General features: G+C 71.2%; 20 protein-coding genes and 1 pseudogene. 14 read left to right on the top strand and 7 right to left on the bottom strand.

Going from position 1 to position 22,631, the window contains the following annotated elements:
• Window positions 1-122 precede the first annotated feature (122 nt).
• The gene (gene hutU / locus AB0I10_RS30615; protein ID WP_363155917.1) at window positions 123-1,793 is read right to left on the bottom strand and encodes a urocanate hydratase; all 1,671 of its coding nucleotides are present in this window, start codon (window positions 1,791-1,793) and stop codon (window positions 123-125) included.
• Window positions 1,794-2,086: 293 nt separating this feature from the next.
• On the opposite strand from hutU, the gene AB0I10_RS30610 reads away from it, so the two are divergent.
• The 5 genes from AB0I10_RS30610 (at window position 2,087) to AB0I10_RS30590 (ending at window position 6,966) form a co-directional block, all read left to right on the top strand.
• The gene (locus AB0I10_RS30610; protein ID WP_363155916.1) at window positions 2,087-2,599 is read left to right on the top strand and encodes a hypothetical protein; all 513 of its coding nucleotides are present in this window, start codon (window positions 2,087-2,089) and stop codon (window positions 2,597-2,599) included.
• Complete coding sequence (locus AB0I10_RS30605) at window positions 2,596-3,006, top strand: transcriptional regulator (protein WP_363155915.1); 411 nt, start codon at window positions 2,596-2,598, stop codon at window positions 3,004-3,006. The genes AB0I10_RS30610 and AB0I10_RS30605 overlap by 4 nt, the downstream gene beginning before the upstream one ends.
• 95 nt (window positions 3,007-3,101) lie before the next feature.
• Window positions 3,102-3,959, top strand: coding sequence for an ABC transporter ATP-binding protein (locus AB0I10_RS30600; protein WP_363155922.1), 858 nt, complete (start codon window positions 3,102-3,104; stop codon window positions 3,957-3,959).
• 128 nt (window positions 3,960-4,087) lie between these two features.
• Entirely contained in the window at window positions 4,088-4,981 is an 894-nt protein-coding gene (locus AB0I10_RS30595) for an ABC transporter permease (RefSeq protein WP_363155921.1), read from the top strand.
• Between the two features lie 692 nt (window positions 4,982-5,673).
• The gene (locus AB0I10_RS30590) at window positions 5,674-6,966 is read left to right on the top strand and encodes a diaminopimelate decarboxylase (protein ID WP_363155920.1); all 1,293 of its coding nucleotides are present in this window, start codon (window positions 5,674-5,676) and stop codon (window positions 6,964-6,966) included.
• Between the two features lie 183 nt (window positions 6,967-7,149).
• Here AB0I10_RS30590 and AB0I10_RS30585 read toward each other — a convergent pair whose 3' ends face one another.
• Together AB0I10_RS30585 and AB0I10_RS30580 are read right to left on the bottom strand one after the other, a co-directional pair.
• Entirely contained in the window at window positions 7,150-8,085 is a 936-nt protein-coding gene (locus AB0I10_RS30585) for a MurR/RpiR family transcriptional regulator (RefSeq protein WP_363155914.1), read from the bottom strand.
• A 365-nt stretch (window positions 8,086-8,450) separates the two neighbouring features.
• The gene (locus AB0I10_RS30580) at window positions 8,451-9,935 is read right to left on the bottom strand and encodes an aromatic amino acid ammonia-lyase (RefSeq protein WP_363155919.1); all 1,485 of its coding nucleotides are present in this window, start codon (window positions 9,933-9,935) and stop codon (window positions 8,451-8,453) included.
• A gap of 173 nt (window positions 9,936-10,108) precedes the next feature.
• Here AB0I10_RS30580 and AB0I10_RS30575 point away from each other — a divergent pair, with 173 nt between their 5' ends.
• From AB0I10_RS30575 to AB0I10_RS30555, 5 genes and pseudogenes are all read left to right on the top strand, one after another.
• Complete coding sequence (locus AB0I10_RS30575; protein ID WP_363155913.1) at window positions 10,109-11,335, top strand: ABC transporter ATP-binding protein; 1,227 nt, start codon at window positions 10,109-10,111, stop codon at window positions 11,333-11,335.
• Window positions 11,332-11,970 (top strand): annotated as a pseudogene (locus AB0I10_RS30570) (ABC transporter permease); the annotation flags it as partial. The gene AB0I10_RS30575 and the pseudogene AB0I10_RS30570, both read left to right, overlap by 4 nt.
• A 118-nt stretch (window positions 11,971-12,088) precedes the next feature.
• A complete protein-coding gene (locus AB0I10_RS30565; RefSeq protein WP_363155912.1) occupies window positions 12,089-12,760 on the top strand; it encodes an ABC transporter permease in 672 nt (223 codons plus the stop codon).
• 98 nt (window positions 12,761-12,858) lie between these two features.
• The gene (locus AB0I10_RS30560) at window positions 12,859-13,785 is read left to right on the top strand and encodes an ABC transporter substrate-binding protein (RefSeq protein ID WP_363155918.1); all 927 of its coding nucleotides are present in this window, start codon (window positions 12,859-12,861) and stop codon (window positions 13,783-13,785) included.
• 207 nt (window positions 13,786-13,992) lie between these two features.
• Window positions 13,993-14,298, top strand: coding sequence for an STAS domain-containing protein (locus AB0I10_RS30555; RefSeq protein ID WP_363155911.1), 306 nt, complete (start codon window positions 13,993-13,995; stop codon window positions 14,296-14,298).
• A gap of 14 nt (window positions 14,299-14,312) precedes the next feature.
• Here the strand turns inward: AB0I10_RS30555 and AB0I10_RS30550 are convergent, their stop codons facing one another.
• From AB0I10_RS30550 to AB0I10_RS30540, 3 genes are all read right to left on the bottom strand, one after another.
• Window positions 14,313-15,374 carry a sigma-70 family RNA polymerase sigma factor gene (locus AB0I10_RS30550; protein ID WP_363155910.1) on the bottom strand — a complete coding sequence of 354 codons (1,062 nt, stop codon included), beginning with the start codon at window positions 15,372-15,374 and terminating at the stop codon, window positions 14,313-14,315.
• 142 nt (window positions 15,375-15,516) lie between these two features.
• Complete coding sequence (locus AB0I10_RS30545; RefSeq protein ID WP_363155909.1) at window positions 15,517-15,702, bottom strand: hypothetical protein; 186 nt, start codon at window positions 15,700-15,702, stop codon at window positions 15,517-15,519.
• Between the two features lie 402 nt (window positions 15,703-16,104).
• Window positions 16,105-17,166: a LacI family DNA-binding transcriptional regulator gene (locus AB0I10_RS30540; RefSeq protein ID WP_363155908.1), complete on the bottom strand. Its 1,062-nt coding sequence runs from the start codon at window positions 17,164-17,166 to the stop codon at window positions 16,105-16,107.
• A gap of 170 nt (window positions 17,167-17,336) precedes the next feature.
• Here AB0I10_RS30540 and AB0I10_RS30535 point away from each other — a divergent pair, with 170 nt between their 5' ends.
• From AB0I10_RS30535 to AB0I10_RS30520, 4 genes are all read left to right on the top strand, one after another.
• Complete coding sequence (locus AB0I10_RS30535; protein ID WP_363155907.1) at window positions 17,337-18,254, top strand: amidohydrolase; 918 nt, start codon at window positions 17,337-17,339, stop codon at window positions 18,252-18,254.
• On the top strand, window positions 18,251-18,823 hold the full coding sequence (locus AB0I10_RS30530) for a cysteine dioxygenase family protein (RefSeq protein ID WP_363155906.1): 573 nt from the start codon (window positions 18,251-18,253) through the stop codon (window positions 18,821-18,823). The genes AB0I10_RS30535 and AB0I10_RS30530 overlap by 4 nt, the downstream gene beginning before the upstream one ends.
• 132 nt (window positions 18,824-18,955) lie before the next feature.
• Window positions 18,956-20,386 (top strand): cytosine permease, encoded by a 1,431-nt coding sequence (locus AB0I10_RS30525; protein ID WP_363155905.1) that lies wholly within the window; start codon window positions 18,956-18,958, stop codon window positions 20,384-20,386.
• A gap of 41 nt (window positions 20,387-20,427) precedes the next feature.
• Window positions 20,428-20,853 carry a hypothetical protein gene (locus AB0I10_RS30520; protein ID WP_363155904.1) on the top strand — a complete coding sequence of 142 codons (426 nt, stop codon included), beginning with the start codon at window positions 20,428-20,430 and terminating at the stop codon, window positions 20,851-20,853.
• Between the two features lie 300 nt (window positions 20,854-21,153).
• On the opposite strand, the gene AB0I10_RS30515 is transcribed toward AB0I10_RS30520, so the two are convergent.
• The gene (locus tag AB0I10_RS30515) at window positions 21,154-22,542 is read right to left on the bottom strand and encodes a cystathionine beta-synthase (RefSeq protein WP_363155903.1); all 1,389 of its coding nucleotides are present in this window, start codon (window positions 22,540-22,542) and stop codon (window positions 21,154-21,156) included.
• Between the last annotated feature and the right edge of the window lie 89 nt (window positions 22,543-22,631).

Genomic DNA, 22,631 nt, shown 5'->3' with positions numbered 1-22,631 from the left:
TCGTGGTCCATGGTGTTGTTGTGGTTGTTGTTCTTTGAGTCTGGTGTGTGGCGTGCGGTTGTGTGGTCCTGGGGGCGGCCCCCCGGCCCCCCACTCCTCCCACATCTCGTGGAACGAGGAGGTCACGCGCCCTCGCCTTCGCTCTCGCGCATCGGGATGCGGACACCGCGCTCGGCGGCCACCTCGTCGGCGCGCTCGTAGCCCGCGTCGACATGCCGGATGACGCCCATACCCGGGTCGTTGGTGAGCACCCGGCGGATCTTCTCGCCGGCCAGCGGTGTGCCGTCGGCGACCGTGACCTGGCCCGCGTGGATGGAGCGGCCCATGCCGACGCCACCGCCGTGGTGCAGCGAGACCCAGGAGGCGCCGGAGGCGACATTGACCATGGCGTTGAGCAGCGGCCAGTCGGCGATGGCGTCCGAGCCGTCCTTCATGGCCTCGGTCTCCCGGTACGGCGAGGCGACGGAGCCGCAGTCGAGGTGATCGCGGCCGATGGCCAGCGGCGCGCGCAGCGTGCCGTCGGCGACCATCTCGTTGAACCGCTCCCCGGCCTTGTCCCGCTCGCCGTAGCCGAGCCAGCAGATCCGCGCCGGCAGGCCCTGGAAGTGGACCCGTTCGCCTGCCAATTTGATCCAGCGGGCCAGCGACTCGTTCTCCGGGAAGAGGTCCAGGATCGCCTTGTCGGTGGCCGCGATGTCCCGCGCGTCACCGGACAGCGCAGCCCAGCGGAACGGCCCCTTGCCCTCGGCGAACAGCGGCCGGATGTAGGCGGGAACGAAGCCGGGGAAGGCGAAGGCCCGCTCGTATCCGGCGAGTTGGGCCTCGCCGCGGATGGAGTTGCCGTAGTCGAAGACCTCGGCGCCGGCGTCCATGAAGCCGACCATGGCCTCGACGTGCTTGGCCATCGACTCGCGTGCCCGCTGGGTGAAGTCGGCGGGCTTCTCCGCCGCGTAGGCGGCCATGTCGTCGAATTCGATACCGATCGGGAGGTAGGCCAGCGGGTCGTGGGCGCTGGTCTGGTCGGTGACGATGTCGATCGGGGCGCCCTCGGCGAGCATCTGCGGCAGCAGCTCCGCGGCGTTGCCGAGCAGTCCGATGGAGAGCGGCTTGCGCTGGTCACGGGCCTCGACGGCGAGTCGGAGGGCGTGTTCCAGGCTGTCCGCCCGCACATCCAGGTAGCGGTGCTCGATCCGCCGTTCGATGGCGCGGGGGTCGACGTCGATACAGATGGCGACGCCGTCGTTCATCGTGACGGCGAGCGGCTGGGCGCCGCCCATGCCGCCGAGCCCGGCGGTGAGCGTGATCGTCCCGGCCAGCGTGCCGCCGAACTTCTTCGCCGCGACGGCCGCGAACGTCTCGTACGTCCCCTGGAGGATGCCCTGCGTCCCGATGTAGATCCACGAACCGGCGGTCATCTGTCCGTACATGGTCAGCCCGAGGGCCTCCAGGCGCCGGAACTCCTCCCAGTTGGCCCAGTCGCCGACCAGGTTGGAGTTGGCGATGAGGACGCGCGGCGCCCACTCGTGCGTCTGCATCACGCCGACCGGCTTGCCGGACTGGACGAGCATCGTCTCGTCCTGCTTGAGCGTCGTGAGTGTGCGCACCATCGCGTCGAAGGAGCGCCAGTCACGGGCGGCCTTGCCCGTGCCGCCGTAGACGACGAGCTGGTCCGGATGTTCCGCCACCTCCGGGTCGAGGTTGTTCTGCAGCATCCGCAGCGCGGCTTCCTGCTGCCATCCCCGAGCACTCAGCTCCGTACCGCGCGGTGCGCGCACAGGTCGCGGTCCCGACATGGGCCGTGCCTCCCTGACGTCGAATGGATTGAGCTATTCACATCTTGGATCTGATGAATACCTCTAGTCAACAGGGCGCGGAGGCCTGCCGACGCGAGGCGAATATTCCGGCCAATCGACATCACATCCACGCCAACCCGCCAACACCGACACCTCCCAAACTTGCCTGCCAGGAAAGTCGGGAGTAACTTTCCCAACAGGAAAGTAAAGCGGGGGCTCGTTGCGCACGGCCATGCACCGTCCCGACCCCTCTTGAACTCTCTCGAACCATCTTGAATCGTCATGGGGAGGCGATGGCCGTGAGCACACCGGTGGATGCCGAACAGGCCTGGAAAGATCTGCAGCGCATCCGGGTGCCGCAGGAGCGCGTGTACGACGAGATCGAACGGTGCGCATCCGGCGACCCCGGCGCGACATACAGCACGGCCGCGATCATGTGGGTCTTCCTGGCCAGCATGGGCCTGGACCTGCCCAAGTGGGGCACCTGGCTGGTACTCGCCGCATACGTCGCACTGCTGAGCACGCTGGCCGTGATCTACAGCCGCAGAAGCCGGATGCGACTGCACCGCTCGCGCTACAACTGGCGGTCGTTCGCCACCTTCGTCGCGGGGGGAGTGGTGACCGGCGGGACGATCCTGCTGTCCGGCCGACTGGTCGAGTCACTGGAGCTGCCGTTCGGCAGCCTGATCCAGGCCACGGTCTCCGCGGCCGCGTTCGTGCTGTTCGTCGGGCCGGCGAACCGCTGGGCGACCAGCTCGTTGCGCGGCCGCGGCGATAGAGCGGCCCGCGAGGGGGCGGGCCGATGAGCACACCCACAGGCTTCGACGAGCTGATCCATCCAGCCACCCGGCTGTCGGTGGTGGCCCTGCTCGCCGCCACCGAATGGGCGGACTTCCCGTTCATCCGCGACAGCCTCTCGCTCAGCGACTCCGCGCTCTCCAAACAGCTGCACACCCTGGAAGAGGCCGGATACCTGGAAATCCACAAGGAGGGCGGCGGCCGCAAGCGGCGCACGAAGGTACGGCTGACGGACCGCGGCCGCACCGCCTTCGAGGGCCATGTGGCGGCGCTCCGGGCGATCGTCGAGCGTGCCGGCCCCCCGGCGCCGACCGGCCCGCCAGCAACACCAACAGCAACAGCGGACGACGCTCCCATGACGGCATCCACCGGGGCGGCACAGCGGCAGCAGCACCACGCGGAGGCAGGGCGATGACGACCACCGAGCACACACCCGTACGCCCCGCGGCGGCCGCGCCCCCCGAGCCCACCCCAACCGCCCAACCCGTAATCCAGGCACGCGACTTGACCATGGCGTACGGCGGCATCGACGTCCTGCACGGCATCGATCTGGACATCCACCGCGGCGAGGTCTTCGCACTGCTCGGACCCAACGGCGCCGGGAAGACCACCACCGTCGAGATCCTGGAGGGCTTCCGGAAGCGATCCGCCGGGGAGGTCCGCGTCCTCGGCGCGGACCCGGAGCGGGGCGACGACGCGTGGCGCGGCCGGATCGGCCTGGTCCTGCAGTCCTGGCGCGACCACCGCCGCTGGCGGGTCGCCGAGCTGCTGACACACTTCGCGACCTACTACCCCGACCCGCGCGACCCGGCCGAACTGCTGGCTCTGGTCGGCCTCACCGACCAGGCCGGCCGGCAGGTGGACCGGCTGTCCGGCGGCCAGCGCCGACGGCTGGATGTCGCGCTCGGCATCGTCGGCCGCCCCGAGCTCCTCTTCCTGGACGAGCCGACCACAGGCTTCGACCCGGAGGCGCGGCACGATTTCCACGTCCTGGTCGAACGGCTGGCCCGCGACGAAGGCGTCACCATCCTGCTCACCACGCACGACCTGGTGGAGGCCGAGCGGCTCGCCGACCGGATCGCGATGCTGGTCAGCGGCCGTATCCGGGCCTGCGGCACCCCGTCGGAACTGGCCCGGCGGGCCGCCGCACAGGCCGAGGTCCGCTGGACGGCCGGCGACGGGACAGCCCGCCGCGAAGCCACCGAGGACCCGTCGCAGCTGGTCTGGGAACTCCACCGGGACGCGGGCGGCCCGATCGCCGACCTGGAGGTCCGCCGCCCGACGCTGGAGGACACATATCTGCACATGGTGCATCGGGAGGACGACGGCACAGACGGGGCCGCGGGCGGGGAGGCACAGGCCGCATGAGGGGGACACACATGACGAACAAGCTGGACAAGGCGGACGGGACAGACACCGCACGCCACGCCGACGCGGCGAACGCAGCAAACGCGGCAAACGCGGTAGACGCGGTAGACGCGGCGGACGTCGAAGACATGAACGACGCACCGGCCGGAACGAGGCAACCCCGCCACCTCACCCGTCGTTACTGGCGTGCCGGCTTCCTGCGTGGCGGCATCGAGCTGCGGCACCTCCTCCGCAACCCCAAGGAGATGTCCGGCCACCTCCTCAATGTGGTCGTCGCGCTACTGGTCGCCGGCTTCGTCGACGACGATGTGCCCGGCACCCACATCCCGATGGCCCATCTGGCGCTCGGGGGCTTCGCCGCCTATCTGCTGTTCCAGATCGGGCTGATCAACCTCCCGCAGATGCTCGTGACCGAACGGGAGGAGGGCGCCCTGCTGCGGCTACGGGCCACGCCCGGCGGGATACCGGCCTATCTCGTCGCCAAGTGCCTGCTGGTCGTCGTGCTGGCGGTCGGCACCCTGGCCCTGCTCCTGGCAGCCGCGGCGCTGCTGGTGGACGGTCCGCTGCCGCACGGGCCGGGCGGCTGGCTGACGCTGCTGTGGGTCACCACGCTCGGGCTGCTCGCCGTCGTACCGCTCGGCGCGGCCATAGGCGCCGTGCTGCCCAACCCGCGCGAGGCGCTGGCGTTGATCATGCTGCCCACGATGGGGCTGCTGATCACCTCCGGAGCGGTGTTCCCGATCACCTCGCTGCCCGTGCCGGTCCAGCAGGTGGCCTCAGTCTTCCCGCTCAAGTGGATGGCCCAGGGCCTGCGCTCGGCGCTGCTGCCGGACGCCGCACGGGCCGCCGAACCAGCCGGCTCCTGGGAGCTGCCCATGGTCGCCCTGGTACTCACCGCCTGGGCCGTCCTCGGGTTCCTCCTCGCGATACCCCTCCTGCGCCGTACCGCCCGCCGCGAGTCCGGCTCCCGCCTGACCGCACGCCACCGCAAGGCGGCAATGAGCGGGGCGATGCCTGCGTAGGCATGCCCGCACCAGGGGCATTCGAGGGGATACGAGGGGCGCACGAGGGACGTGAGCCGTAGCTGGCGGGGGTGGTGGGGAGGGGGCGGGGGGGGCGGGGCCCCGGAGAGAGGGCGGAACGCCCGCATCCGATGGCGCCACGCCCCACCCAGTGATGGAGTTGCCCCATGAATGGCCCCACGACTGGCCCCACCCATGGCCCGGGTCACGGCCAACCGCATGACCCGGCTCACGGACCGACGAACGCCCCAGCGCCACGGCCCGACAACGGAACGCCATGGCCCGATGACGGCCTGGTTGCCCCTACGGACGGCCGGGGACACGACTCCGCGAACACCCCGGCGTACAACCACACCAGCAACCCGACGAACACGCCGGAGAGCAACCCCACCAACAACCCCACCCCCACCAACAACCCCACCCCTGCCAGCGTCCCCACCAACAACCCCAACCCCGCCAGCGCCCGCAACAGCAGCCACACCACCGACCACTGCACCACCAACCACGGCTCCACCAACCGCCGCACCACCGACCACGAGACCACCAATCACCGCACCGCCAACCACCACACCGGCAACTCGCCCCGCACCCCCGCCACCAGCTTCGAGACTTTCACCGGCACCGGCACCGGCCCCGGCACCAGCTACGGCACCGACCGCGACCGTGCCGTAGCCGCAGCGGTCGCGGACGGGCTGGTCGGCCCGGGTGCGCCCGTTGTCGGGCTGCTCGACATCGCCGGGATCCGGCGGTCGGCGAGCGAACTCCGCGCCGCATTCGAGGAGTTCGCCGCACCCGGCACCCCGGTGCTGCACGCCTTCGCGGTGAAGGCCTCCTCGCTCGTGCCCGTACTGCGGCTGCTCGCGCAGGAAGGGCTGGGCTGCGAGGTGGCCAGCCCGGGCGAGCTGGCGCTGGCCCGTGCCGCCGGGGTGCCGGCCGCCCGCACGGTCCTGGACTCCCCCGCCAAGACCCCCGCCGAACTGCGCGAGGCACTGGCCCTCGGTATCGCCGTCAATGCCGACAACCCCGAGGAACTGGCCCGTATCGACGAGCTGATGGCCTCCGCGCCGACCACCGCCCCCGTCGGCCTGCGGGTCAATCCACAGATCGGCGGCGGCACCATCGGGGCGATGAGTACCGCCACCGACACCTCCAAGTTCGGTGTCGCGCTGCGCGACGAGGGCGCCCGTGACTGGGTCGTACGGTCCTGCCTCGAACGGCCGTGGCTGACACGGCTGCACGCCCATGTCGGTTCCCAGGGCATGCCGCTGGAGCTGATGGCCGAGGGGGTACGGTCCCTATTCGGCCTCGCCGAGGAGATCAACGAGAAGGCCGGCCGCCGCCAGATCGACACCCTCGACATCGGTGGCGGCCTGCCGGTCAACTTCGCCTCGGACACCGTCAGCCCGACCTTCCGCGAGTACGCCGGGGCGCTGCACTCGGCCGTCCCCGGACTGTTCTCGGGGCGCTACGGGCTGGTCACCGAGTTCGGCCGCTCGCTGCTGGCCAAGCACGGCACGGTCGTCGCCCGCGTCGAGTACGCGAAGTCGGCCGGCGGCCGGCCCATCGCGGTCACCCACGCCGGCGCGCAGGTCGCCACCCGTACGGTCTTCGTCCCCGATGCCTGGCCGATCCGGGTCGCGGCCTACGACGCCCGGGGGTACCCCAAGACCGGCGCGTCGGTGTCCCAGGACATCGCGGGGCCGTGCTGCTTCGCCGGTGACCTGGTCGCCGAGAACCGTCTGCTACCGCGCCTGGAGTCCGGCGACCACGCCGCTCTGCTGGACACCGGCGCCTACTACTTCTCCACCCACTTCGCCTACAACTCCCTCCCCCGCCCCGGGATTTACGGCTATGCGGCCGACCCCGACGGCACCGTCCGCTTCGCAACGGTCCGCACCCCGCAGACCCTGGAGGAACTCACGACAGAGAGCGGCGCGGCGCACGCGGACGCACTGCACGGGCTGGGGCAAAGGGGCGCCGACTAAGAGGGGCACCGGGCGGAACGGGCGCCAGGTAGCAGCCACGCACCACGACAGACCGTGGGAACTAATCACTCTCCGTAATCGTTGCCGGAACAGGAAGGAGGCAAAGAGGCAAAGAGGCAAAGAGGCGAAAAGGCATAAGGAGGCGAACCCGCGCCTCGCCCCCTCCCCCTCCTCACTCCACCCTCACTCCACAAACAACCCCCGCTCCGCCGCCCGTGCGTCGAACTCCTCCAGGCGGGCCTGGGCGTCCGGGAGGTCGTCGCACATCGCCTCCAGGAGGACGCGGCCCAGGAGCATGGGGGCACAGGCCGTATCGAAGGCCAGGCCGGTGCCTACGGGGGCCGGGAGGAGCAGGTCGGTGTGGTGGGCGACGGGGGCGAAGGCACTGTCGGCGACGGTGACGACGGTGAGGCCGGCCGCACGGGCGTACTCCAGGGCGTCGACGACCTCGCGCGGGTGGCGGGGCAGGGCGAAGCAGAGGAGCGCGGTGGCACCGGCTCGTACGGCGGCGTCGATGCGGTCGGTGAGCATCGTGCCGCCCTCGTCCAGGAGCCGGACGTCGGGGTGGACCTTGCGGGCGAAGTACACGAAGCCGGCGGCCTGGGCGGTGGCGGCGCGCAGGCCGAGGACCGGTAGCGGGCGGGAGGCCGCCAAGAGGCGGCCGGCCTCGATGACCGGGGACGGGTCGGCGAGGGCCGCGGCAAGGTGGCGGAGGTTGTCGATCTCCGCTTGGACGGCCTGCTGGTACTCGTTGTAGGAGGCGGTGCCGCCGGACTTCTCGGTGGGCGCGACCTCGCGCAGATGGCGGCGGAGCGCCGGGTAGCCGTCGAAGCCGAGGGCGACCGCGAAGCGGGTGACGGAGGGCTGGCTGACGCCGGCCAGTTCGGCCAGTTCGACGCTGGAGAGGAACGGCGCGTCGGCGGCGCGTCGCACCATGCAGTGCGCGATCCGGCGCTGGGTGGGCGTCAGCCGGTGGCCTTCGAAGAGCTTCTGGAGGCGGGCGGCGATGCCGGTGTCGGTATCCGTGGCGGCTGCCGTCTCCCCGGCCCGCCGGCCGGCCGTCCCCGCGCGCGCCCCGTCGGCCGCGCCGTTGCCGCCGTTGTCCCCGTCCCCGCTCATCGCCTCTTCTTCCCGGCCCGGTCGGGGGCCTTGTCCCTGTGGTGTGCTCGGAGTGATGTCGCAATGGTGCGCTCGGAGTGACATCTCAACCGAAGTGGTGTGTCGCCCGACTGTACGGAATTCCTGGCCCGCGCCGGTCCTGCGTATGCGCCGATATCCGGCCTACGGCCCCCCACCCGACTGCCGGTATGCCCCAGCCGAACCGCCCACGCACTCCATCCCATCCATCCCTTCCACTCCATCGATCCCATCCATTGCCTTCACCCCATCCACCCCATCCATCGCTCCCACCTCCGCCATCCATCCCACCCATCGCTCCCACCTCTGCCGTCCCTCCCACCCCATCCCTCACACCACCCCATTCCTCACACCCCCGCCATCCCGTCGAGCAGCCCCGCCGCCACCGCGACATCGTCCGTCAGGGGGCGGTCCTCCATCCGCGGGTCGAGTGCTTCGGCGGCGAGGGTGTAGGCGGTGGCGAGCGGGAGGCCCGGTTCGGGTTCGAGGGAGCGCATGCGCAATGCCCTTACGGCGGCGACGAGTTCGCAGGCGAGGACGTGGCGGTAGTGGGTGCAGGCGCGCAGCGTCTGGCGGGCGCCGAGGGAGGCGAAGCTGGCCTGTTCCTCGACGCCGCGGGAGAGGACGGCGTGGCCGAGTGAGGCCGGGTGGGAGACCGCGCGCATTTCGCCGAGCGCCGCGCCCGCCGCGTATTCGAGGATCATCACGCCGGAGCTGGCCGGTGCCGCGTCGCCGAGGAACGGCCGCAGGCGGGTGAAGTCGGGCTCGGAGAGGGCGGCGAGGCGGGCGGTGGAGAGCCGGGCGGTTTGGAGGACGGCGAGGCGGAAGGTGTCGAGGGCGAGTGCGGTGTGTGCGGCGTAGAAGTTGCCGTGGTGGTAGGCGGCTTGGTCCTCGACGCTGATCAGCGGGTTTTCGGCGGCTGCGTTGAGTTCCACCGCGAGGACGGTTTCCAGTGTGTCGGCGGCGTCCAGTGCGGGGCCGTGGATCTGGGGGATGCAGCGGAAGCCGTACGGGTCCTGGATGCGGCCCAGGGGCGGCGAGGGACGGTCGGGGATGCCGGAGAGGGCGCGCATGCGTGCTGCGGCGGCCGCGGATCCGGGGTGCGGCCGGGCGCGCATGACGGGTTCGGCGAACGGTTCGTACGAGCCGCCGACCGCGAGGAGGGACAGCGCGGCGATGGGGAGGGATGCGGCCAGGAGGCGGCGCAGTTCGTCGAGGGCGAGCGCGGACTGGCCGAGGGTGAGGGCGTTGCTGCTGATCAGGGCGAGGGCGTCGTTGCTGTCGAGGGGGATGGGGGCGGGTGCGTGGCTGCCAGGGGTGTGGTGCCAGGGGTGTTCGCCGGCGAGCGCCAGGCCGGTCTGGGCGAGGGCGGCGAGGTCGCCGGTGCCGACGGCGCCGAATTCGTTGACGACGGGGTGTGCGCCGGTGTCCAGGGCGGTGAGGAGTGAGGTGATGACGGCGGGGTTGAGTCCGGCGCCGCCGGCCAGGAGTTGGTTGGCGCGGACGACGAGCATGGCGCGGACCTCGCGGGCGGGCAGCGGGTCGCCGATCGCGCCGGCGTGGCTGCGCAGCAGGCGCAGGCCGTGTTCGGTGTCGGCGGTCCCGACGTCTTCCGTGCGGTTGGCGCCGACGCCGGTGCTGCGCCCGTAGACGCGGCCGGTGGCGGCGAGGCGGCGGGCGGTGTTCCAGGATTCCTCGGCGCGGGCGAGGGCTTTGGGGTCGGGGGCCGCGGGGTGTGCGGTGCGCTCCGCGAGCGCGGCGACATCGGCGCTGCCGAGCCCGCTGCCGTCGAGTACGACGCGTCGGTCGGCCTGCTGACCGGTGTCCAGCATGTGGGATACCAAGGGTCTCAGCTCCCTCTCATAACGCTTTTTGTGGACGAAAGTCCGACAGCACGTTCCGTACGGTGAGCCGAAGTAACAGGCGATTAACACCCGCCTATTGACTTCTATTCACGCGCCTATGACTCTGCATGACACTATGCAGGCCGGGCAAGGGGCAGCGGATGATCAAGTTCGACGCAGTCAGCAAGCGATACCCGAACGGCACCACGGCAGTGGACGACCTGTCGCTGGAACTCCCCGAGGGCGGCGTCACCGTCCTCGTCGGATCGTCCGGATGCGGCAAGACCACCACCCTTCGGATGGTCAACCGGATGGTCGACGCGACCTCCGGCACCATCAGCGTAGGAGGCCGCGACATCCTGGAGGCGGACGCCGCCGAGCTGCGCCGCGGCATCGGTTACGTCATCCAGCAGTCGGGCCTCTTCCCGCACCGCACGATCCTGGACAACATCGCGACCGTGCCGCTGCTGCTGGGCTGGGGCCGGCGCAAGGCGCGCGCCCGCGCCGCCGAACTGCTGGAGCTGGTTGGCCTGCCCGCCGACGCCGGCAAGCGCTATCCGCATCAGCTCTCCGGTGGCCAGCAGCAGCGGGTCGGCGTCGCCCGCGCGCTCGCCGCCGACCCGCCCGTCCTGCTGATGGACGAGCCGTTCGGCGCCGTCGACCCGGTCGTCCGCACCCAGCTGCAGAACGAGCTGCTGCGGCTCCAGGAGGAGCTGCGCAAGACCGTCGTCTTCGTCACCCACGACATCGACGAGGCGGTCCGCCTCGGCGATCGGATCGCGGTGTTCCGCACCGGCGGCCGGCTGGTCCAGTGCGCCGAACCCGCCGAGCTGCTGGCCCGTCCCGCGGACGATTTCGTCGCCGACTTCCTCGGGGCTGAGCGCGGGCTGAAGCTGCTGTCGCTGACCACCCTCGCGGATGTGCCGTACGCACCCGGCGCGGCGATACGCGCGGACGAGCCGGTGGGCGGCATATCCCGCGCCGACGGCCGCTGGCGCCTGGTGACCTCCCCGCGCGGCGAACCGCTGGGCTGGCTGGACACCGACGCGCTGCCCGGCAGCGGCACCGCGGGCGAGGCGGCCCTGGAAGCCGTACGCCCGTTGCGCGACGAGGACTCGCTGCTCTCCGCGCTCAACGAGTCGGTCTCCTCCCCGGCCGCCGCGGTCGCCCGGATCACCGGCGACGGCGTACTGGCCGGCATCACCTCCCGCGAGGCGATCCACGACCGGGCGGGCCGCAGCCACGCGGAGGCGGGGCGGGCGGTGGCCGCTTCCGAAGGGGCTTCCGCGGACGGCACGGCGGAAGGGGACTCCTCCGACGGCGGCTCGCTCAGCACGGCCGGCGGCGCGTCGCTCAAGAAGGCGCCGCTCACGGAGCGCCCCGCATGACCATCGAATGGGGCTGGATCCCCGACCATGCCGGCGAGATGGCCCGCCTCACCGCGGACCACCTCGCCACCGCCGTACCGGCCGTCCTCTTCGGCCTGCTGATCGCGCTCCCGCTGGCGGTCGTGGCGCACCGCGTGCGCCCCCTGCGCGGCTTCATCCTCGGCGCGTCCAACATCCTCTACACGATCCCCTCCCTCGCCTTCTTCGTCCTCCTCCTGCCGCTCACCGGCCTCACCCGCACCACCGCGATCGTCGGCCTCACCGCGTACACCCTGGTCGTCCTCGTACGGAACACCGTCGAGGGCCTGGACGCGGTCCCGGCCAAGGCCCGCGAGGCATCGACGGCCATGGGGACCAGGCCGCTGCGCACCCTCCTCACCGTCGAGCTGCCGCTCGCCCTCCCGGTGATCATGGCGGGCGTACGGGTCGCCACCGTCATGTCCATCTCCCTTGTCAGCGTGGCGAGTTACATCGGATACGGCGGCCTCGGCCAGCTCTTCACCGATGGCTTCCAGCGCAACTTCCCCACCCCGGTCATCGCCGGAGTGGTCCTGACCCTGCTGCTCGCCCTGGTCGCCGACGCGCTGCTGGTGACCGTCCAGTGGCTGTGTACCCCCTGGCGGCGCGGCACCGCCCGCCAGGGCACCTCCAGCCGACGCACCTCCAGCCGACGCACCGCCGGTCAGCGCACCGCCGGTCAGGGCACCGTCAGTCAGCGCACCGCCAAGCTGTGGAAGCGAGCGTGACGTCCCGATGCTCGAACTCCTGAAGAACCTTCTCTCCTGGCTGACCAGTTCGGACCAGTGGTCAGGTCCCGAGGGCATTGCGGCCCGGGTCCTGGAGCACCTGGAGTACTCGGTGCTGGCCACCCTCGCCGCGGCCGTGATCGCGCTGCCGATCGGCCTGCTCATCGGGCACACCGGCCGCGGCGCGTTCCTCGCCGTCAACCTGTCCTCGTTCGGGCGGGCGCTGCCCACCGTCGGCCTGGTCACCCTGGTCTTCCTCGCGGGCGGCCTGAGTGTCTGGCCGGTGTATGTGTCGCTCGTGGCGCTCGCCGTACCGGTGATCGTCACCAATACGTACGCGGGGATGGCCGCCGTCGACCCCGAGGTCAAGGACGCAGCGAAGGGCGTCGGCCTGCGCGGCCACCAGGTGCTGTGGCAGGTCGAACTGCCCCTGGCGCTCCCCCTGATCATGACCGGCATCCGGCTCGCGACGGTGCAGGTCGTCGCCACCGCCACCATCGCCGCGTACGTCAGCTTCGGCGGCCTGGGCCGCTATGTCTTCGACGGGCTCGCGCAGCGCGACCTGGTGCAGGTGCTGGGCGGTGCGGCCCTGGTCGCGATCCTCGCCATCGTCGCCGACGCGGCGCTGGGCGGCCTCCAGCGGGCGCTCTTCCGCGGCCGGCCGGCCATGGCGCGCTGACCGGCCGGTCACCACCGCCGCGCCCGCCTGCCCCTGCCCCGCCCCTCCCCCGTACGGACCCAGGAGCCCCGATGAACCGCCGCACCTCCCCTTCCCCCATGACCCGCCGTACCGCCCTGACCGCGCTGCTCGCCGGCGCTGCCGTCCCGGTGCTGGCCTCCTGTTCCTCCGGCATCACCTCCCTCAAGGGTGACGGCGCGGGCGGCGGCAGCGGCAGCAGCGACGGCGGCCTGACCATTGGTACAGCGAACTTCACCGAGAACCAGATCCTCGGTTACCTCTACGCGGGCGTCCTGAACGCCGCCGGGGTCAGGACCACCGTGAAGCCCAACCTCGGCTCCCGCGAGATCGTCGTCCCCGCGCTGCGCTCCGGCGACATCGACCTGCTCCCCGAATACCAGGGCAGCCTGCTGCTCTACCTCGACAAGAAGGCCACCGACACCGAGCCGGGCGCGATGCAGAACGCGCTGGCCACCGTGCTGCCGGACGGCCTGGAAGTCCTGCCGTACGCCGCCGCCGAGGACCGCGACAGCTTCGCCGTCACCCGCGGGACCGCTGAGCGCCACGGTCTGAAGACGCTCGCCGACCTGGCCAAGGTCAACGGCGAGCTGGTGTTCGGTGCGGCCGCCGAGATGAAGAAGCGGGTCGTCGGCGTCGTCGGCCTCAAGGACGAATACGGCGTGGAATTCAAGGAGTTCAAGTCGCTGGACTCGTCCGGACCACTGGTCAAGGGCGCCCTGAAGAAGGGCGATATCGACGTGGCCAATGTCTTTACCACCGACGTCGATATCGCGGAGAACGGCTGGGTCCTGCTCGCCGATCCCAAGAACCTGATCCCCGCCCAGCACATCGTCCCCCTCGTCGCCTCCCGCAAGGCCGACTCCAAGGTCCGCAAGGCGCTCGCCCGCCTCGGCAACGTCCTCACCACACCTGAGCTCACCGAGCTCAACCGTCTCGTGGACAAGGAGAAGCAGGACCCGGACCGGGTGGCGGCCGCCTGGCTGAAGAAGCACAAGCTGAGCTGACGAGGCGCATGAACCGGACTGGCGAGGAGGCCTGAGCCGGACTGACAAGGGGCACGGGCCCCGAAGCCGTTCCCCGGCCCTCCCCTGCCCCTTCCACCCCTTCCGCCCCCTGCCCCTTCCGCCGATGATTTTCCCCGTCCCCGACGGTCTCTCCTACGGGCGCAGCCCATCCCGCGGCACGCACCCCGCCAGGACAGGAGGCCGATCGTGCCCATCCCGTACGAGCCGGTCGTCTGGCCGGTCGGTCCGCCGACCGACCGCGCCGACATCCCCGCCCTGTGCGCCCGCCTGCACGTATTTCTGCGCGAGCACCCCCACGCCACAGTGCTGTGTGACGTCCGTGCGCTCGACGTTCCCGACCTGACCACCGTCGAGGCGCTGCTCCGGCTCCAGCTCGCCGCTCGCCGCCTCCGTCGCGAAATCCGGTTGTGCCATGTCCCGGACGCGCTCCGCCTCGTCCTGACCCTGACGGGCCTGCACGAGGCGCTGCCCACGCACCCCGCGGACGGCTGAACCCGGTCGGCCGCTCACCCCTCGTACCGCAGCGGCAGCCCGAACAGCGGAAAGAGCCGGTCCGTGTCGAGGAACTGGTTGAGCCCGGTGATCCGTCCCCCCGCCAGCTCGATCACCTGGATCGCCCACGGCCCGCCATCCGCGCGGTACTGCGCGAACGCCGGCCGCCCGTTCGCCACCAGCGGCACCAGATGCGAGCCGCGGCAGCCGATGCCCGGCCCGAGCATCCACTTCACGATGTCCTCGGGTCCGCGCAGCCACAGTTCGTACGGCGGCATCGACAGCGTCGAATCCTCGTGCAGCAGAGCCGTCAGTGCGTCCATGTCGAACCGCTCGAACGCGTCCACGTACCGCTTGAGCAGCGCCTGCTGCGCATCGTCCAGCGGCTGCACCGGCTCGGTGGCGGCGTTGTCACCGCTCACGGCGGGCGTGGCGCGCGCCCGCTGCAACGCGCTGTTGACCGCGGCGACCGAACTCCCGAGCAGCTCCGCGACCTCGCTCGCCGACCAGCTGAGCACCTCCCGCAGGATCAGCACCGCCCGCTGCCGGGGCGCCAGCCGCTGCAACGCGGCGATGAACGCGAGCCGGATCGACTCCCGTGCGACCGCCGTCTCCGCCGGATCCCCGGCGTCCGCGAGCACCCGGCCGTCCGGCACCGGCCCGATCCAGGTCGCCTCGGGCAGCCCCGTCCCCACCGGAGTCTCGACACTCGACGGGGACGCGAGGTCCATCGGCCGCGCCCGGCGTTGACTGCCCTTGAGCAGGTCCAGGCAGACGTTCGTCGCGATCCGGTAGAGCCACGATCGCAGCGACGCCCGGCCCTCGAACCGGTCGTAGCTCCGCCAGGCCCGCACCATCGTCTCCTGCACGGCGTCCTCGGCCTCGAACGCGGACCCGAGCATGCGATAGCAGTAGCCGGTCAGCTCCGTACGGTGCGCTTCGAGCCGGTCCGCCAGCTCCCCCTGCGCCAACTCGCCGTGCGACGCGCCCTGTTGGTCGCCGCCGTCCGCCGTGACGCCGACGTGACTCACCGACGACCGCTCCACCGAGGACTGCTCCACCGACGACCGCTTCATCAAGGACCCGCCCATCCGCCGTCTGCCGACCACCGGCACACGCGCGCAGACGCTACCGGAGCGCCGGGCACCAGTCTGCTCCTCCGGCCAAGGGTTCGCAGGACGAGCACCCGGGGCCCGCGCTCCGCCCCGTCCGGCCGGGCTACTCGGCGTATCCGTCGGCGTACGGGTCGGTGGCCCACGCCGGGGTTCTCAGCAGCAGGAACCGCTTCTCCGCCCCCGCCGCCTTGAGCTGATAGTCATCGACGCATCGCGAGCAGGCGTACATGGCGCGCACGGCCCCGCGAACACTCTCCATGGTGCGGATGAACACGGGCTCCTCCGCCATGCCCCCATGCCAAGCGCACTGCCGGAAAACACGCATCATCTCTGCCTCCCTGCCGCCTGGCACACCCCGCACTCGGTACGGCACGGAGGTACCGCCCTGCCTGCGGGGATGAACACCACGGCGCCGGACGAGGACGGCCGGAGCGGCGGCTCCTGACGGCGGCCCTGCGGCAGACGCAGGTCAGCGCCGTCCTCCCCAATGATCTCCCCGACCGTCCCCGGTCGGCTGTCCCACGCTAAAGGCCGGTCCGCGTTCACTGAGTTGCTGTCCATGCTCTGACTATCGGTCGCTGGAGTGGACGCATTTAGTCCGCCGTCAAAGCAGGGCACAGCCGTGCGATCGTCGCGGCGTATTCCTCTCGCGGCGCGGAAGTCGAAGACGTTCCGTTCGCCCCGGTGCCGCCTATGCCCCCGGCACCCGCACCGCCGACCCGCGCTCCGACAGTCGCGGCGCGCACAGGATGCGTTTGCGGCGGACGCGGCGGCCCTCGATGGCGGCCACCGCCAGGCGTGCGGCTTCCTTGGCGATGTCGGTGAGGCCCCAGTCGACGGTGGTGAGGGGCGGGGTGAGGACGCGGGAGACCGGGTGGTCGTCGAAGCCGACCACCGAGATGTCGCGGCCGATGGCCAGGGAGGCCTCGGCGGCGGCCGCGTAGACGCCATAGGCGATGGAGTCGGAGAAGCAGAAGACGGCGGTCGGCGCGCCGCTACCGCCCTTGCCGCCGGCCTCGTTCCCGGCGCCGGCCTTTCCTCCGCCGCCCGCCAGGACGCGGCGGCCGACCTCCGTCGCCTCGCCCAACTCCTGGGCGCAGGGCAGCACTTCGACCTCGATGCCCAGGCGGTCGGCGGCCTCGCGTACATAGACGTCGGCGGGGCGGTCGGGGGTGGAGGGGCCGGTGGGGGTGAGGACCGTGACGCGGCGGTGGCCCAGGCCGCGGAGGTAGTCGAGGACGGCGTCGATGCCGGCGCGGTTGTCGAAGAGGACCTCGCCCGCCGTACGGGCCCGGCTCAGGGCGTCGCCGATGGACACGACCGGAACCGCGTCGGCGATCTTCGACCAGCCTTCCGCGGACGGATCGACGGGCGAGACGAGGAGGCCGTCGACGCGCTGGTCGCGGAGCTGTTTGGCGAGGGTCAGCTCGCGTGCCGGGTCGCCGCCCGCGTCGAGGATCAGCGCATAGCGGTCACCGGCCAGCAGTTCGCGTCCTATCGCGGCCATCAGCTGCTGCTGCCACAGGTCCTGCAGGTCGCCGGCCAGCACACCGATCATGCTCGTACGGCCGCTGGCGAGGGCGCGGGCGATCGGGTCGGCTTCGTAGCCCAGGTCGGCGGCGGCCTTGCGTACCCGCTCCTCGGTCTCCTTGGAGACGTGCTTGCCGCGCAGTGCGTAGGAGACGGCTGCGGTGGAGAGTCCGGTGGCCTCGGCCACCTCGCGGAGGGTGGTGCGCTTATTCGGCCTGGCCATGCCGGAAAGCCTACCCAAGGCGCGGCCCGGACCACGCGCACGATGCGGCCTGCTCGGTCCGGCTGAGCGGGCGAGCCCTTGGTGCGCCTTGACACCGCTCATGTTAACCGTTTCACTTAACCGCATCAGTTAAGCGGTTAAGTGAAACGGTTGAGGAGGTTCGGCGCACCGTGCCCACCGACGTCCACCAGCACATCTGGCCGCCCGAGTTCATCGCATTGCTGCGGGCCCGTACCGCGCCGCCGCGACTGGACGGCTGGACGCTGCACCTGCCCGGTGAGCCGCCGTACGACGTCGATCCCGCCGACCACGACATCGCGGACCGCGTCCGGCTCGCCCGCGCCGACGGGCTGGATCTGGCCCTGGTCTCGCTCTCCAGCCCGCTCGGGATCGAATATCTGCCGCCCGAGGAGGCGGCGCCGCTGCTCGCCGCCTTTCATGACGGTGCGCTCGCCCTGCCCGCCCCCTTCGGCGTCTGGGCCTCCCCCTGCCTTTCCCTGCCCGAGCCGGACCCCGAGGCGCTGCGGCGCGAGCTGGTGCGCGGTTGCACGGGGCTGCAACTCCCGGCCACCGCCCTGCTCGACGCGGACGGCTGGGCCCGTTGCGCGCCGCTGCTGGATGTCGCCGCGCGACTGGACAGGCCGCTGTTCGTGCATCCGGGTGCAGCCCCTCCGGCCGCCGCGGGCGCGCCCGCCTGGTGGCCCGCGCTGGTGCCGTACGTCCAGCAGATGCACGCCTCCTGGTTCGCCTTCCGCGCGTTCGGCCGGCCGCGCCACCCGGACCTGCGGGTCTGCTTCGCCGCGCTCGCCGGCCTCGCGCCGCTGCACGGTGAGCGGCTGATGGCCCGCGGCGGCGGACGGGACCGCGGCCGGGTCGACTGCGACGCGTTCTACGAGACGTCGTCCTACGGGACCCGCGCGGTGGACGCGCTCGTACGGGCCGTCGGCATCGATGTCGTCGTCACCGGCAGCGACCGGCCCTATGCCGCCCCCGTCATCCCCGACCTCGGCGCGGACGCCGCCGTCCACGCCCTGCGTACCGCCAACCCGGCCCGCCTGCTGGGCCCGATGAAAGGAGCCCGTCCATGACGCACCGTGCCTCCCAGGCCGACGCCGCCCGTGAGGTCCCCGACGGCGAGCAGCCGTTCACCACGCTGCCCGAGCGCAACCTCGGCAAGCGCGAGCTGCAGGCCCTGGTCGACGGGCTGGCCGCCCGCCCCGACCTGTGGCGCGAGCAGGTGGCGTTCTCCGACAGCGAGCGCCACTACGCGTCCCTGTACCGCGATGAGTACGTCGATGTCTGGCTGCTGTGCTGGACCAGGCAGAACGACACCGGCTGGCACGACCACGACATCTCCTCCGGGGCGGTGCACGTCGTCCAAGGCGTGCTGACCGAGTCCAACCCGCGGATCGGCGGCGAGCATCTAGCCACCGCCGTCGGCGCCGGCGGCTCCTTCTGCTTCGGCCCGGACCATATCCACCGCCTCACCGGCGCCACCGACGACGCGGTCTCGGTGCACGCCTACTCGCCGCCGCTCTGGCGCCTGGGCCAGTACGACATCACCGCGGACGGGCTGATGCGGCGGGTCTCGGTCTCGTACGCGGATGAGCTGCGGCCGTTGGACGCGATGGACGCGATGGATACGCCTGCGGCCTGAGCCGCCCCCTCCCCCATCACACCGGCAGCCCCCGCACCAGTAACCGGCAATTAACGCCTGCCTATTGACCTCCAATTCACCGGCCCTCGATCCTGCATGAATCCATACAGGCGCGCGACAGGGGCGGCGTTCATGGCAGGTGCGGCAGGCAGGTCCGGTGTGGTGGAACAGCGCTCGATCGACGTCGTCCCGGACGACGAACGGCACGGCAGCGCCATCAGCCAGTTCACGCTCTGGCTGGGCGCCAACCTCCAGATCACCGCCGTCATCACCGGCGCCCTGGCCGTCGTCTTCGGGGCGAACGCCTTCTGGGCGCTGATCGGGCTGCTGCTCGGCAACCTCCTGGGCGGCGCGGTGATGGCGCTGCACTCTGCGCAGGGCCCCCGGCTCGGGCTGCCGCAGATGATCACCTCGCGGGCACAGTTCGGCGTACGGGGCGCGGTGGTCCCGCTGGTCCTGGTCATCGTGATGTACATCGGGTTCTTCGCCAGCGGCAGTGTGCTCGCCGGCCAGGCGGTCGGCGAGCTGACGCATCTCGGTGCGACGCCCGGCATCGTCCTGTTCGCGGCCGTCACCGCCGTCGCCGCGGCCGTCGGCTACCGCCTCATCCACACCCTCGGCAAGATCGCCGGCCTGGTCTGCGCGCTCGCCTTCGTCTACCTCGGCATCCGCCTCCTCCAACGCGTCGACCTCGGCACGCTCCTCCACGACCACCGCTTCGACCTGCCGGTCTTCCTGCTCGCCGTCTCGCTCTCGGCCTCCTGGCAGCTGGCGTTCGGCCCGTACGTCGCCGACTACTCGCGTTACCTGCCGCGCCACACCTCGGCGCGCGCCACGTTCTGGTGGACGCTGTCCGGCTCGGTGCTCGGGTCCCAGTGGTCGATGACGTTCGGCGCACTGGCGGCCGCCGCGGCCCCCGCCGCGTTCGTGGGCCACGAGGTCGGCTACATCGTCGGCCTCGGCGGCGCCGGACTGATCGCCTCGTTCCTCTACTTCGTCATCGCCCTCGGCAAGCTCACCATCAACATCCTCAACACCTACGGCGGCTTTATGTCGCTGGTGACGAGCGTCAGCGGATTCCGCGGGCAGCGGACCCTGTCCCCGCGCGGCCGCGCCGCATACATCGCCGGGATCATGGTCGCCGGCACCGCCGTCGCCCTCCTCGGCAAGGACTCCTTCCTCACCTCGTTCAAGGACTTCCTGCTCTTCCTGCTCACCTTCTTCACGCCGTGGTCGGCCATCAACCTGGTCGACTACTACCTGATCTCCAAGGAGCGTTACGACATCCCGGCGCTCAGCGACCCCACCGGCCGTTACGGTGCCTGGAACGGCCGCGCCCTGGCCGTCTACGCCTTCGGCGTCGTCGCCCAACTCCCCTTCCTCGCCACGCACTTCTACACCGGTCCGCTGGTGGCACCGCTCGGCGGCGCCGACATCTCCTGGCTGGTCGGACTCGCCGTGCCCGCGGTCCTGTACTGGCTCGTCAGCCACCGCGACACGGCCCGGGTCCCGGGCCGGGACGTGCCGGAGGTGGCACAAACCACAGCCGGATCGGGGGGTTAGCCCTACCGCGCCGCCACCCGTCCGTCCGTAATCTCGGCAGTATGGCGACACACGACCCTGAGCTGCGGAAAGAACTCGACGCGACCCTCCAAACGCGCAAAGAGCTGGGATCGGAGTACGAGTCGGAGCTGGTGGAAGCGTTCCTGGACAAGCTGGACAAGGACGTCGACCGGCGGGTGCGGCGGCAGTTGGCCGAGCAGCAGATGCAGGTGGCGCGCGGGGCGCATCCGCCGCGCCGCGGTGGCGGCGGAGGCGGCGCCGGCACGGGCTTCGCGGAGCGGTTCGGTTTCGCCACGGTCTCGCTGGTGCTGGCCGTACCGCTGTCCGCGATCGCCGCGGTGAACGCCGGACTGACCGGTCTGCTGGTCTCCTGGGCCGGCATCGTCGGCGTCAACGCCGTGCACAGCTCGGGGTTTCCCGGCCTGATACGCCCCCGTGAGCCGCGCCGCGACGGGGAGTGGGAGTGACGCCGGGGACGGGCCCGGAAAAGAGATGTTGCGGGGACCGCCGCACCCCGGCCTGAGCCGGGGGCGGGACGACGGCGGTCCCCGCAAGGGACGCGATCCGGATCAAGCCGGTCGTCGCATCCGTGGGCGATCGTGGAGGTCCGGGAGCCGCTCCGGAGGTCCGTATCGCCGTAGTCATCAATGTGCCGTACGAGTGTTAAGCCCGTGCTGCCGGCACGTGACGCATACGTGCACCTTGCGGCGACGGCCCGTTTCCTGACGGCTACTTGACGCCCGGACCGCCGACTGACGCCGCGACAGCTACTTGGCGAGCCCGCGCGCCAAGTAGGCCAGCAGGTCCTGCCGGCTCACCACGCCCGTCGGCTTGCCCTCGACGAGGACGATCGCCGCATCGGCGTTCTCCAGGACCGCCATCAGGTCGCCGACCGGCTCACCCGAGCCGACCTGCGGCAGCGGCCGGCACATGTGCTTCTCCAGCGGGTCGCTGAGCGAGGCGCGCTTGGTGAACAGGGCGTCGAGCAGTTCGCGCTCGACGACCGAGCCGATGACCTCGGCGGCCATGACGTCGGGGTGCCCGGCGCCCGGCTTGACGATCGGCATCTGGGAGACGCCGTACTCGCGCAGGACGTCGATCGCCTCGCCGACGGTCTCCTCCGGGTGCATGTGCACCAGCGAGGGCAGGGCGCCCTCCTTGTGCTGGAGGACCTCGCCGACCCGCGCCGCGGTGCCGCTCTCCTCCAGGAAGCCGTAGTCCGCCATCCACTCATCGTTGAAGATCTTGGAAAGATAGCCGCGGCCGCTGTCCGGCAGCAGGATCACCACGACATCGTCCGGGCCGAGCCGCTCCGCGACCTCAAGACCGGCCACCACCGCCATTCCGCAGGAGCCGCCGACCAGCAGGCCCTCCTCCTTGGCCAGCCGCCGGGTCATCTGGAAGGCGTCCTTGTCCGAGACCGCGACGATCTCGTCCGCGACCGTACGGTCATAGGCGTCCGGCCAGAAGTCCTCGCCGACGCCCTCGATCAGATACGGGCGCCCGGAGCCGCCGCTGTAGACCGAGCCCTCCGGGTCGGCGCCGACGACCTTGATCCGGCCCTCGCTGGCTTCCTTCAAATAGCGGCCGGTGCCGCTGATCGTGCCGCCGGTACCGACGCCCGCCACGAAGTGGGTGATCCGCCCGTCCGTCTGCGCCCACAGCTCGGGACCGGTCGTCTCGTAATGCGAGCGCGGGTTGTTGGGGTTGCTGTACTGGTCGGGCTTCCAGGCCCCGGGCGTCTCGCGCACCAGGCGGTCCGAGACGTTGTAGTACGAGTCCGGGTGCTCCGGGTCCACGGCGGTCGGGCAGACCACCACCTCGGCCCCGTATGCCCGCAGCACATTGATCTTGTCCGTCGACACCTTGTCGGGGCACACGAAGATGCACTTGTAGCCCTTTTGCTGGGCCACGATCGCCAGCCCCACGCCGGTGTTCCCGGACGTCGGCTCGACGATGGTGCCGCCCGGCTGCAACTCACCCGATTCCTCGGCGGCCTCGATCATGCGTACCGCGATCCGGTCCTTGACCGAACCGCCCGGGTTGAAGTACTCGACCTTCACCAGGACGGTGGCCTGGATCCCTCTGGTGACACTGTTGAGCCGCACGAGCGGGGTATTGCCGACAAGCTCAATCATCGAATCGTAAAACTGCACGGTGGTCTCCGCGGTCGGGGGCACGCTGTCCTGCGCCCGTACTGTCAGCCTATTGCCCGTCCCCGTTGGCGGCCCGGCGCGTTGCGTTC

This window comes from Streptomyces sp. NPDC050636 (assembly GCF_040654775.1).
GTDB lineage: Bacteria > Actinomycetota > Actinomycetes > Streptomycetales > Streptomycetaceae > Streptomyces.
Note: the sequence above shows the minus strand (reverse complement) of the source record. Positions and strands in the feature narration are given on the sequence as shown.